The organism is Streptomyces sp. NPDC058650 (assembly GCF_042717315.1).
In the GTDB taxonomy this organism is placed as follows: domain Bacteria; phylum Actinomycetota; class Actinomycetes; order Streptomycetales; family Streptomycetaceae; genus Streptomyces.
In genome coordinates this window covers 139,952-152,395 of record NZ_JBHXRL010000021.1, presented here as the reverse complement: position 1 = coordinate 152,395, position 12,444 = coordinate 139,952, and the positions used below count along the sequence as shown (strand labels likewise).

General features: G+C 74.0%; 8 protein-coding genes. 7 read left to right on the top strand and 1 reads right to left on the bottom strand.

Features of this window, described 5'->3' with window-relative positions:
- The first annotated feature begins 268 nt into the window (after nt 1–268).
- The 3 genes from ACFWWU_RS30090 to ACFWWU_RS30080 all read left to right on the top strand — a co-directional run bounded on the left by ACFWWU_RS30090 (nt 269) and on the right by ACFWWU_RS30080 (nt 3,821).
- Nucleotides 269–1,561, top strand: coding sequence for a cytochrome P450 (locus tag ACFWWU_RS30090; protein WP_384149838.1), 1,293 nt, complete (start codon nt 269–271; stop codon nt 1,559–1,561).
- The gene (locus ACFWWU_RS30085) at nt 1,558–2,058 is read left to right on the top strand and encodes an NUDIX domain-containing protein (protein ID WP_384149835.1); all 501 of its coding nucleotides are present in this window, start codon (nt 1,558–1,560) and stop codon (nt 2,056–2,058) included. Before ACFWWU_RS30090 ends, ACFWWU_RS30085 begins: the two co-directional genes overlap by 4 nt.
- A gap of 254 nt (nt 2,059–2,312) precedes the next feature.
- Entirely contained in the window at nt 2,313–3,821 is a 1,509-nt protein-coding gene (locus tag ACFWWU_RS30080; RefSeq protein ID WP_384149832.1) for a prenyltransferase/squalene oxidase repeat-containing protein, read from the top strand.
- A 111-nt stretch (nt 3,822–3,932) separates the two neighbouring features.
- Here ACFWWU_RS30080 and ACFWWU_RS30075 read toward each other — a convergent pair whose 3' ends face one another.
- Nucleotides 3,933–4,415 (bottom strand): MarR family winged helix-turn-helix transcriptional regulator, encoded by a 483-nt coding sequence (locus ACFWWU_RS30075; RefSeq protein WP_384149850.1) that lies wholly within the window; start codon nt 4,413–4,415, stop codon nt 3,933–3,935.
- Between the two features lie 139 nt (nt 4,416–4,554).
- Between ACFWWU_RS30075 and ACFWWU_RS30070 the strand changes: the two genes are divergently transcribed.
- The 4 genes from ACFWWU_RS30070 (at nt 4,555) to fxsT (ending at nt 12,364) form a co-directional block, all read left to right on the top strand.
- Complete coding sequence (locus ACFWWU_RS30070; protein ID WP_384149829.1) at nt 4,555–4,971, top strand: organic hydroperoxide resistance protein; 417 nt, start codon at nt 4,555–4,557, stop codon at nt 4,969–4,971.
- Nucleotides 4,972–5,184: 213 nt separating this feature from the next.
- Nucleotides 5,185–6,642: a hypothetical protein gene (locus ACFWWU_RS30065; protein ID WP_384149847.1), complete on the top strand. Its 1,458-nt coding sequence runs from the start codon at nt 5,185–5,187 to the stop codon at nt 6,640–6,642.
- Nucleotides 6,639–7,745 carry an AAA family ATPase gene (locus tag ACFWWU_RS30060; protein WP_384149826.1) on the top strand — a complete coding sequence of 369 codons (1,107 nt, stop codon included), beginning with the start codon at nt 6,639–6,641 and terminating at the stop codon, nt 7,743–7,745. Before ACFWWU_RS30065 ends, ACFWWU_RS30060 begins: the two co-directional genes overlap by 4 nt.
- Nucleotides 7,745–12,364 (top strand): FxSxx-COOH system tetratricopeptide repeat protein, encoded by a 4,620-nt coding sequence (gene fxsT, locus ACFWWU_RS30055; protein ID WP_384149823.1) that lies wholly within the window; start codon nt 7,745–7,747, stop codon nt 12,362–12,364. Before ACFWWU_RS30060 ends, fxsT begins: the two co-directional genes overlap by 1 nt.
- Nucleotides 12,365–12,444: the final 80 nt, after the last annotated feature.

The window sequence follows — 12,444 nt, the reverse complement described above, 5'->3', positions numbered from 1 at the left end:
GTGTTCGCGTGGGGGCGGGGGGGCGGGGTCCTCCCCCGCGGGGGGGGCCACCCCCGCACTTCGGCCCCCCCCCCCCCCCCCCGGGGGGGGCGGGGGGCCCCCCCCCCCCCGCCCGGCCCCGTTCACCGCATTCGCGCCTCGGCCGACGCCATCGCGAACTCGCCGCCTTCCGCCCGCCGTTCGAGGGCCGGAGAGATGATCCGACGGACGGACGGGCGGAAGATCGCACAGGATCCGAAGATCGCACGAGCCGCTACGATACGTCATCATGCAATCGCAATACGTGACGGATGGCATGCTTCCCGACTTCCTCGACGACTCCGCCGTGGCGGCCTGGTCCGCCTCCGGAGCCCCGCTCGTCGACCTCCTGCTCCAGGCCCGCACGCCGGGCCGGCTCACCGGCTTCCGCCGGGGCGGCCGGGCGGCGGTCCTGGTCACGGAGCCCCGGCACGTGCACCAGGTCCTCGGCGTCGGCGGCGACCGGTACGTGAAGCGGTCGCACCGCGCGAGACCCCTCGTCGGCGACGGGATGCTGACCGCCACGGGCGATGCGTGGCGGTCCCAACGCCGCCTCCTCCAGGCGATGTTCACCGGCCGGGGCATCCAGCGCTGGGAGCACCACATCGTCGCGGCGGCCGACCGCGTCGTCGGCCGCTGGACGGAGCGGGCCCGTCGGGGCGAGCCGACGGACATCGCCGAGGACACGCAGTTCTTCACCGTCGACACCATCTGGCGCTCGCTGACCGACCACCCCCTGGACCAGGAGACGTACGTCGACCTGGCGGCCGTGCAGGACATCGTCGCGGCGCTCCCCGCCGACGTGGGCGGCTCCGCCGCGCTCCCGCCCGAGGTGGAGGCCGCGCTCGCCGCCCTGGACGAGCGGATGCACCGGGCCGTCGCGCAGGCCCGGGTCCGTCACTCGGCCGCCGGAGGCAGGGGGAACGACAACGGCGGGCCGAGCGTCCTCGACCGGCTCCTCGACGCGGCCGAGACGGATCCGGCGTACACGGACCGGCTGATCCGCGACGAACTCGTCACGCTGCTCGTCGCCGGATACGAGAGCAGCGCCCGCACCCTGACCTGGGCCTTCGTCCTCCTCGACCGGCACCCCGAGGTCATGGAGCGGGCCGCGCACGACGCGCGGGCCGTCGAGGCGGTGCTCCACGAGACGCTGCGGCTCTACCCCACGGGCTGGCTGCTCCCGCGCCACGCCCCGGCCGACGAGACGCTGGACGGCTGGCGGATCCCCGCCGGAACGGACCTCCTGGTCTGCCCGTACCTCACCCACCGCGACCCGGAGGTGTGGCCCGACCCCGAGGCCTTCGCCCCGGACCGTTTCCCGGCGCGGACACCGCTGCCGCCGGGGGCGTACCTCCCCTTCGGCATCGGCCCGCGCGCCTGCCTCGGCACCCGGTTCGCGATGCGGGAGATGGAGACGCTCCTGGGCGCGCTCCTCTCCCGGTTCACCGTCGAGACGACCGAACCGGCGGGCGAGCCGGTGTTCGGCATCAACCTGCGCCCGGCCGGCCCGCTGTTCGCCCGGGTCCGCGAGCGGTCGTGAGCGCGCGGCCCTCCGAGCGCGTCGACTACGTCGACCCCGGGGACCGGGTGGTCGCCCAGGGCGGGCGCGCGACCGGGAGCCCGTCCGGCCTGCTGCGCCGGTACGCGGCGACCGTCTGCACCGACCACGCCGGCCGCGTCCTGCTGTACCGGCGGACCGCCTCCGCGCCCGCCTATCCGGACCACTACGACGTGCTCGTGGGCGGGGCGGTGCGGGCCGGCGAGCAGTACCGCGCGGCGGCGCTGCGGGAGCTCCGGGAGGAGCTGGGCTGGGCGGCCGCGCCCGGGCTCGCCGAGGCGTACCGGATCCGCGTCGACGATCCGCACGGCGACTGCTTCCTGACGGTCCACCGCTGGACCGTGAACCGCGCGCCCCGGCCCGATCCTGCGGAGATCGCCTGGTGCGGCTTCGTCACGCCGCTGTCGATCGTGACCGGCGGGTACACCCCGCTGGTCCCGGCCGGCGCGGAGGCAGTCCGCCGCCTCTTCCCTCTCTGAACAGCACCGGCCTCCGAGCCCCACCGAAGGCTGAGCACCACCCACTGCTCAGCACCACCGACGGCTGAGCACCACCGACGGCTGAGCACCACCGACCCTCCCGTACGACACCGACGAAGGACCCCACGATGCCGACGTCCTGCGCGCTGCCCTTACACGGCGCTTCCCTCGCCGTCCCGGGCGCGCCTCCCCCGGACCCCCGCCGGCCCCGCCCCGACCTCGACCGGGCCCGGGCCCGGCTGGCCACCCGGCTGGTGGCGGCGGCCGGTGCCGACGGTCTGCTCCGCGCCCCGTGCGACAGCCGGATCCTGGAGTCCGCGCTGGCCCTGCGGCTGCTCACGGTGACGAACATCGACCCGGACGCCCAGGAGCGGCTGACCCGGTACCTGAAGACCGCGGTGGACGAGGGCGCCCCCGACCCCGTGCAGGAGGCCGCGGCGCGTGCGGCGCTCGGCGAGTACGTGGACGGGCGGGCCGCGCTGAACCGCCTGCTCGGTGGCTTCGACCACTTCACCGCCGGGCGCAAGCGGCTGATGTTCCGGACGGTCCTGGCGGAGCTCGGCGCCCACCCGTTCCCCGAACTCTCCTCGCCCGATCCGGTCTTCGAGGCACCTGGCCAACAGCGGTGGCTGGTCACGGAAATGGCCGCGCTGAAGACGCTGTACGCCTTCGGCACCGGCGTCCCGCACCTCGTCACCGAGGACGACTGGCGGGCGCTCGCGCCCAGCTCGCTCCCCGGCCCGCCCCCGTACGGCAACCATCTCGCCCGGATCCTCGCCCTGTTGGCGCTCCGTCACCGGCCCCGGTACGCGGCGCCCGTCCGCGCGCGGGCGCGGGAGGTGCGGACCTGGCTGCGCGGTGACGGTGGACTGCCCTTCCTCACGGGGATGGACGTCTTCGCGACGGCGACCGGCGGTCTCGCGCTCGCCGGGGCGGGCACTCCCACGCACACGCTGCGGGCCCTGGCCGCCGCCCTGGCCGAGCGGCAGAACCCGGACGGGGGCTGGGGGTTCGACCGTGGCGTGGGGCAGAGCGACGTCGACGACACCTCGTACTGCGTGGAGTTCCTGCGGGCCTCGGCCCCGGAGCGGAGCGGCCCCGCGGTGGCGGCGGGCGAGCGGTACCTCCTCGACCGGCAGGGCGGGGACGGCGGCTTCCCCACCTTCGAGCACGGCACCGTCTCCGAGGTGGCGATAACGGCGGCCGCCGTGAACGCGCTGGCTCCCGAGCCCGCTCACCGGCCGGCGGTGGAGGCCGCGGTCCGGTTCGTCGTGGCGCGACAGGAGGGCGCCGGGGCGTTCGAGCGGAGCTGGAGCCTCAACGAGAGCAACGCCCTGTTCCGCACCGTCCTCGCCTGCGACTCGTTCCGCGCCGTCGCCCCGCCCGGGCACGCCCTGGAGGCGGAGGTCGCGCGGGCGCGGGCGCGGGCGGTCGCCCGGCTCGTCGCGACGCAGAACACCGACGGCGGCTGGGGGCACGTGCCGGCCGACCCGAGCGACCCGATCAGCACCGCGTACGCGCTGATCGCCGTCTCACGGGGGCGCGACGAACCGGCCGCGCCGTGCGCGCCGACCGCCCGGGGGGCGACGGAGCGGGCGGTACGCCACCTCCTGGAGCGGCAGCGTCCGGACGGTGGCTTCGTCTCCCGCCCCGACCAGGCGGGGCCGCGGCCCCTCGCGTACCACGTGCCGCTCCTGACGAACGTCTGCGTCCTGCTCGGCCTCAACCACGCGCGCGCCACCGGCCCGGACACCGCCCGCTGAACCGCCTCCGGCGCCGGGAAGGCGCCATGACCTTCGACGAAGTCGACTCATCAGCTCGCGATGGTCCGGGAGGGCGGGAGCGGGACGGGTTCGCGCCCCCGGGGCCGCCGCCTAGGTGCAGGGGGTGAGGGCGTCCGGGTCGACGGCGTCGAGCCGGACGGCCAGGGCGTCGAGGCGTTCCCGCAGGTCGCGGATGTCGTCCAGCGGGAGTCCGGTCGCGGTGGCGATGCGGCGCGGGACGCCGAGCGCCTTCTCCTTGAGCGCGGTCCCGTCGCCGGTCGGCCGTACGGTGACGGACCGCTCGTCCTCGGGGCTGCGGCGCCGCTCGACGTATCCGGCGGCTTCGAGCCGCTTGAGCAGCGGGGACAGGGTCCCGGAGTCGAGCCGCAGCCGCTCGCCGATCCCCTTCACGGGCAGCTCGCCGTGCTCCCAGAGCACGAGCATGACGAGGTACTGGGGGTAGGTGAGCCCCAGCTCCTTGAGGGCCTCGCGGTAGACGCCGTTGAAGGCGCGGGTCGCCGCGTGCAGCGAGAAGCAGATCTGGTGGTCGAGCCGGAGGAACTCCTCGTCCGGGACCGTGTCGAGCGTCTCCATGGATCCAGGCATGACTCCAGGGTACGCGAGGACGATCCACACGCGATTCAGTTGCGCACAACTGAATAGTGCGCTACTAATGGAGTCACACCGCAGGGGCCACCGCCCCGCGGCCCCCGAGGACAGGAACGGAAGAACCATGGACGCGATCTACACCGCAGTCGCCACCGCCAACGGCCGCGAGGGCCGCGCCGTCAGCTCCGACGGCCACATCGACCTGCCGCTCGCCCACCCCCAGGCCCTCGGCGGCAACGGCCTGGGCACCAACCCCGAGCAGCTCTTCGCCGCCGGGTACGCGGCCTGCTTCGCCAGCGCGATGGGCGTGGTCGCCCGCCAGGAGAAGATCGACGTCTCCGAGGCCTCGGTCACCGCCGAGGTCTCCATCGGCAAGGACCCGGCGGACGGCGGCTTCGGCCTCGCGGTCGTCATGCGCGCCGAGTTCCCGGACCACCTCCAGGGCGAGGCCGGCCTGACCCTCCTGGAGAAGACCCACGCCTTCTGCCCGTACTCGAAGGCCACCCGCGGGAACATCACGGTCGAGCTGGTCGTCGAGTAGTCCGGACGGTTCCGGGGGAGGGAACCCGAGGGAACCCGCGTACAGGGTGGCGACGCGTCAGGCCCGCGCCATACCCTGGACGAGGGACGGCAGTGCCCGAACCACCCATGTCCGATGGGGAGTCGGGAACTTCGGATCCGTTACGGGGGGCCATTGTTCAGCGAGAGCCATGTCACTCATCCACCGGCACTCGAGCACGCGCTGGTGGATCAGATGTGCGCGGTGACGGGGCTCGACACCCCGGACGGACGCGATCTCCTGATCAGCATGCTGGCCGGCCCGTTACCCGAACTGGGAAACGTGCGCCGGCACGGCCGGACCCGGCTGGACACGCTGGAGATCGTCCGGGCCTGCCTGCGGGAGCCACGCGGACTGCCCGAACTGCTCGCCACCCTGGACGTCTACGCCCCCGGCTCCGCCCCCGTACTGAGGATCAGGGAGCTCGTCACCGCGCCTCCGGTCCTGGCAGCCCTGCCCGACGCGGAGTTACGGGAGGTCCGCGCGCTGCTCGCCCGCGTCGACCACCTCGACGCCCACGGAGAGCTGTACGCGGCCGCCGGCGACCTCCCCCTCCCCCACCGCCCCGTCGCGACCCTCGGTGAGGCGTTCGACTTCCTCAGCAGGGCCAACGCCCGCCCCGACGGTCTGCTCCCCACCATGGTGCTGGTCGAGCACGTGGCCACGGCCCTGGACCGGTCACCGGCCCACCGGCAGACCGCCGCCGGCCTGCGCGAGTGGAACGACGTCCAGGCCGCCAAGCTGGGCCTCGCGGCACCCCTGGACGCGGTACGCGCGGAGAGCACCCGGGGCCCCGCGGCACAACCAGCTCCCGCCTGTCTCGTTGTGCAGGTGTGCGCACACGGAATGACCCCCGACCGGTATCTGCTGTCCCACTGGCGCCAGATCCGTCCGGGGCCGTGGCGGCCGGAGCGCGGGGAGGACCGCGTCGTGTCCCTGGCCGAGGTCGGGCCCACGGTGGAACAGCTCGTCTACCAGGCGGAGAACGACTGGGCGGGGCGCCCCGGAAAACCGGTGCTGGAGTTCGTCCTCCCCTTCCACCTCCTGAACCATCCGATGGAATGGCTGCCGCTCGGCTCCCAGTCCTCCTTCGCGAGCGCCCTGTGCCTGAGCTACCCGGTCGTGCTGCGCAGCCTGGAGCGCATGCGGGCACCGCAGTTCCACCGGCGGTGGCACAACCGCTGGCAGCAGATGCAGGACAGCCACGACACCGTCTGCCACTGGGACACGGCGGGCAGGCGCGGTCACGACCAGGTCCAGTGGAACAGCAGGCTCACCGCCGACGAGCGGCTCGTCGCCGTCGCCCTCAACGCTCCCCCGGTCCAGGGCCCCGGCGGCAGCCGGGACTCGCTGGAGACCGCCCTGCGCGCCGGGGTGCCGATGGCCGTGTGGGACCGCCGCCCGGGGGCACCCGCCGAATTCCGCAAGCGGGCCAAGAAGCTCGTGAAGGGTAAGCCGGTCGAGCTGCCGCAGCGCGTCCAGCAGCTGCGGAGCGAGGCGGCCACCGCCGCCGCCGCACAACGGGACGTCCACGTGGGACGGCATGTCGCGGTGCTCTTCGACGACCCGAACCGCATCGTCGACTGGTCCGGGTCGCCCGGGGCCGACACCGGGAACGTACGGGGTGGACACGACGACGAGGGGGAAACATGAGCGGGGTCCAGCATCCGGTCGAGAGCGGTCGAAACGGCGGGCACGTCAGCAGCCGCAGCTGGTGGATCTACCGGGGCACCGGGCAGCCACTGACCGACATCCGCCTCGGCGACATCCTGCCGCCGCCACCCGGCTGGCGGGACTTCGACGGCGGCCCGGTGCTGCCCCCCGTACCGGCCGAGAGCGCCGAGAGCGACCGGCGCCTCGGCGCGGTGAGCCGCGCCACGCCCCGGCAGGACGCGCACGACATCGACATGATCAACACCGCGCTGCTGCTCCGCAGGCCCCTGCTGGTGACGGGGCGGCCCGGCATCGGCAAGTCCACCCTGGCCTACCTCGTCGCGCGCGAACTGGGCCTGGGTCGCGTCCTGCACTGGGGCATCACCTCCCGCAGCACCCTGCGCTCCGGTCTCTACGAGTACGACGCCATCGGGCGGGCCCAGGCGTCCCTGGGGCGCGGCCGGCCCGGCCTGCCGGTGCCGCTCCAGGCGACCGGGAGCGGCCCGGAGGACGGCGCGGGCGGGGCGAGGATCGGGGACTTCGTCCGGCTGGGCCCGCTGGGCACCGCCCTGCTGCCGTACGAACTCCCCCGCGTCCTGCTGATCGACGAGCTCGACAAGAGCGACATCGACCTGCCCAGCGACCTCCTGCACGTCCTGGAGAACGGCTCGTACGACATCCCGGAGCTGGTCCGCGCCCGCCATCAGGAGGGCGAGGCAAGGGTGTTCACCGACGACCCGGACCAGACGGTGACGGTGTCCGACGGGCGGGTGAAGTGCCGGGCCTTCCCCTTCATCGTGATCACCAGCAACGGCGAGCGCCAGTTCCCGCCGGCCTTCCTCCGCCGCTGCGTCCGGCTGGACGTCTCCCCGCCGCGCGAGGACCAGCTCGCCGCCATGATCGCCGCACACTTCCGGGACCAGGGCGGCCGGCCCGACGCCATGATCCGGGCGTTCATGGACCGCAGTCGGGAGAACGGCGGACTGGCCACGGACCAGCTGCTGAACGCGATCTTCCTGCGGACGGCGGGCGTCCGGGAGGACGACGAGGCGTGGGGCGAGCTGCTGGACGCGCTCTGGCGTGAATTGTCGGGAGCACCCTGATGGACGACGAAGCCCGTCCGAATCCGGAGGCCTTCGAGGTGGCCGAGGCGCTGTGGCTGCACGCGTACCAGACGCTCGCGGCCCGGCTGCCCCCGTCCACCGACCCGCCGCGCCCCCGGCCGACGGTGCCGCCCGGGCTCTCCGGCTTCTCCGGGCCACTCGACGGCTACGGGCCGCAGCCCGAAGACCACGGCTCGCCCGAACGCCACGGCTCGCCCGAACGCCACGGCTCGCCCGAACGCCACGGCTCGCCCGAGCGCCACGGCTCGCCCGAAGGCCGCGGACTGCCCCGCGGCCACGGGCCGGCAGACGACCACGGGCCGCCCGAGGACCGCGTGGCGGTCGAGGACCGCGCGGCTCCGCCGGGCGGAGCGCCCGGCAAGACGGCGGACGTCATCGGCCGGGACCTCGCGCCCGGGGTGTCCGGCGGCGTCTGGCCGGCGGCGTTCCCGGGCGGCCCCGGACGGCCCCCGACCGGGGGCGCGCCGGTCTCCGCGTACCCCCTCGCGGGGGATCTCCAGGACGTGTACGTCCGGGCCGGGCCGGCACCGGACCTCCGTGACGCGCCCGGCATAGGGCGCTGGCTGCGACCGCTGAGACAGGTCGTGCCCTCGGCGTCCGAGATCGAGCTGGACGAGGAGACCACGGCCGAGCGCGCCGCCGAGGACGGCCTGTGGATGCCCTACGTCCGGTCGGCGGACGAGCGCCGCTTCGACCTGGTGCTGGTGGTCGACGACCACGTGACCATGACGATCTGGGAGCAGACGGTCGCCGAGTTCACCGCCGTGGTGGAGCAGTCGGGTGCCTTCCGGGACGTCCGGGTCCGCCGGCTGGGCGTACGCGAGACCGCCGCGGGCGAGGAGGCGGTGCTGCGCGGTCCGTACGCGGACGGCCCCGTCGGCGACCCCGCCGAGCTGCTGGACAGGACCGGCCGCCGGATCGTCCTCGTCCTGACCGACGCCCTGGCACCGCTGTGGCGGGGCGGGGCGGGGCTGAAGGCCCTGGAGCTGTGGGCGGCGGCCGGACCGACGGCGATCGTGCACCTGCTGTCCCAGCGGGACTGGCACCGGACCGCCCTGACGCCCCGCCGGGCCCGGATCCGCGGCCCGCGCTCGGGCGCCCGCAACACCGAACTGTCCGTGCGCTTCCCGGAGGAGGTGTACGACCCGTTCGATCCGCCGCCCGCGTCCTGGCGGGTGGCGGTTCCGGTCCTTGAGCTGGACGCCGACTGGCTGGGCCGCTGGGCCGCGCTGGTGGCCGGTACGGAGCCCGGGTGGACCGACGCGTCCGTCCTGCTGCTCGGCGCACCCGCCCCGGCCGAGTGGGAGGACGAGGGCGAGCCCCCGGCACCGTCGGTGCAGGAGCGCGTCCGCCGCTTCCGCAGCCACGCCACGCCCACCGCCTTCCGGCTCGCCACCCATCTGGCCGCCACGGTCCTCGAACCCCGCCTGGTGCGGGACGTCCGGCGCACGCTCGTCCCGGAGGCCCAACCGGCCCATGTTGCCGAGCTGTTCCTCAGCGGTCTGGTCGAGGAGCTGCCGTCCGAGGAGCCGCGCGGTGCCGCCTTCCCGACGCCGCTGGACTTCGTCGACGGGGCACGTGAGGCACTGCTGTCCAGCGCGATGCGGGGGGACACCGCGCGCGTGGTCCGCTCGATGTCCGACTTCTACGGCGACCGTTTCGAGGCGGCCCGGGGGCTCCGGGGCGCCCTGCTCGCCCCGGAGGACGCACCCGACCCGCCACTGACGGAGGAGAGCCTTCCGTTCGTCCGCGTCGAGCTGGCCGTGCTCCGCGCCCTCTCCGGGCCCTATCTGCTCCGGGCGCAGCGGATCAGCGCGGCCCTGGAGGGCGGTTCACCGGGAGCGTCGCTCGTACCGAACGCTCCGCCATTGGTCCACGATATCCGTCATACACACGAAAATTCCGACACGGGCGGCCTTGCCATGACCGACACCACTGCCAGTCAGCACCAGCGCGAAGACGGAGGGGCCTTGAACGGGACCCCAGTCCAGTCGATCCCTGGCCCGAGTCCCGACGGGCCGCCGGACACCGGGACGACTCCTGCCCACGGCACGCCGATCCCGGGCCCGGCCGCACCGCAGCCCCAGCCGCAGTCGCACCCGCGCCCCTCCGTACCCGCCGTCTGGGGCAACGTCCCCCCGAACAATCCCAACTTCGTCGGCCGGGAGGACCTCCTCGCCCAGGTCCGCGAGCAGCTGCTGACCGGCGACACCTCGGCGGTGCTGCCCCACACGCTGCACGGCATGGGCGGTGTCGGAAAGTCGCAGATCGCCATCGAGTACGTCTACCGGTACGCGTCCGACTACGACATCGTCTGGTGGATCCCCTCCGAACAGCCCACGATGATCCTGACCGCGCTCACCGAACTCGCCCAGCGGATGGGCCTGAACACGGGCAGCGAGGCCAACCGTGCCGTGCCCGCCGTCCGTGAGGCGCTGCGCCGCGGCGAGCCCTACGGCAGGTGGCTGCTGGTCTTCGACAACGCCGAGAACGTGGAGGCCGTGCGCCCCTACTTCCCGACGGGCGGCACGGGCAAGATCCTCATCACCTCCCGGAACCAGGAGTGGGACCGGGTGGCCCGGACGCTCTCCGTCGACGTCTTCTCGCGCGAGGAGAGCAAGTCGCTGCTCCGCCGCCGCGCCCGCGACCTGACCGACGAGGACGCCGACAAGCTCGCCGAGGCCCTGGGCGACCTGCCGCTCGCCATCGAGCAGGCGGCGGCCTGGCAGGCCGTGACCGGCATGGCCGTCCCGGAGTACCTGCGCCTGATCAAGGAGAAGATCGCGGAGCTGATGCTCGAGCTCGTCCCGTCGCCGGACTACCCGATGTCGGTGGCCGCCGCCTGGGACGTCTCGTTGCGCCAGCTCGAACAGCGCAACCCGGCCGCTCTCCAACTCCTCCAGGTCTGCTCCTTCTTCGCCCCCGAGCCGATCGCCCGCTCCCTGTTCAACAACTCGCGGAGCACCACGATCGCCCCCGAGCTGGACGACGCCCTGCGCCATCCGATCAAACTCGGCCGGGCCATCCGGGAGATCAACGTCTACGCCCTGGCCCGCATCGAGCACCGGCACGACACCATCCAGCTGCACCGACTGGTGCAGGCCGTGCTGGTCAACCGCATGTCGCCGCAGCAGCAGGCGGACATGCGGCACGGCGCCCATCTGCTCCTGGCCGACGCCAACCCCAACAGCCCCGGCTCGCGGGAACTCTGGCCTCGCTACCAGGCGCTGCTCCCGCACGTGGTGGTGTCCCGGGCGGTGGAGTGCGAGTCGCCCTGGGTACGCGGTCTGGTCCGGGGCATGGTCGAGTTCCTCTACGTCTGGGGCGACCACAAGGGCTCGGCGGCGATGGCCCGCGAGGCGCTGGAGATGTGGACCGAGAAGTTCGGCGCCGAGGACCAGCAGACGCTGGAGATGGCGAAGTGGCTGGCCTTCATCCTGCGTGTGCTCGGTGAGTACCAGGAAGCGGCCGCCATGATGCAGCGCACGGCGGACACGTACATCCGGACCGCGGGCGAGGACGACGAGGGCACCCTCGACGCCCTGATCCAGCTGTGCACCGGTCTGCGGCTGCGGGCCGAGATGGCGCGCGGCCTGGAGATCAACCGGTCGGTCTACGAGCGCTCCCTGCGGGCGTTCGGCGAGGACGACCCGGCCACCCTCCGCGCGGCCCACAGCCTGGGCGTCGGCCTGCGGCTGATGGGGCTGTACCGGGAGGCGCGCGTGTACGACACGGAGACGGCCCGGCTGCGCGCCCTCAACCTGGGCGAGAACCACTTCGACACCCTGAACACCCTCAGCGGTCTGTCCATCGACATCCGCGAGACCGGGGACTACCTGGAGGCCGTGGCCCACCAGGAGGACGTCTACGCCCGCTACCTCGCCGCCTTCGGCGAGGACACCCCCACCAGCCTGGGCTGCGGCCGTGTGCTCGCGGTGTGCCGCCGCCGCGCGGGGGACCACGACGGGGCGCTGGCGCTCGGGGAGACGGTCTGGTCGAAGTTCGTGAACCGCTACGGTCCCGACCACCCGGACGCCGTCGCCTGCGCGGCGAACCTCGTCGTGGACCTGCGGCAGGACGGACAGCTGCGGCGGTCGCGGGAGCTCGGCGAGGCGACCGTCGAGCGCTACGCGGCGAAGCTCGGGCCTGACCACGCCTACACCCTGTCGGCCCGCACCAACCTGGCCATCACCCTGCGGCACCTCGGGGACCTCGACGCCGCCGGCGGGCACATCACCGCGGCCCTGCCCGGCATGCGCGAGTCGCTGGGCGACACGCACATCCTCACCCTGACCACGGCCATCGGCGCGGCCAGCCAGCACGCCGCCGAGGGGCGTCTCGCGGAGGCCCTGGAGCTGGACGAGAAGACCCTGGAGATCCTGACCCGGGACCACGGCGAGGACCACCCGACGACGCTGGCCTGCGCCACCAACATGGTCCTGGACCTGCGGGCGCTGAACCGCGACACCGAGGCCACGGCCCTGCACACCGAGACCCTGACCCGCTACCGCCGCCGGCTCGGCGAGGACCACCCGGCCGTCGCCGCCTCGGCGGGCGGACGGCGGGCGGACGTCGACATCGCCCCGGTGCCCTTCTAGTCACGTGGGGCGGGTAACCCGAGTGGGGCGGGCGGGGGGGGGGGCCGGGCGGCCCCCCCCGGGGGATAGGGGCCGGGGCC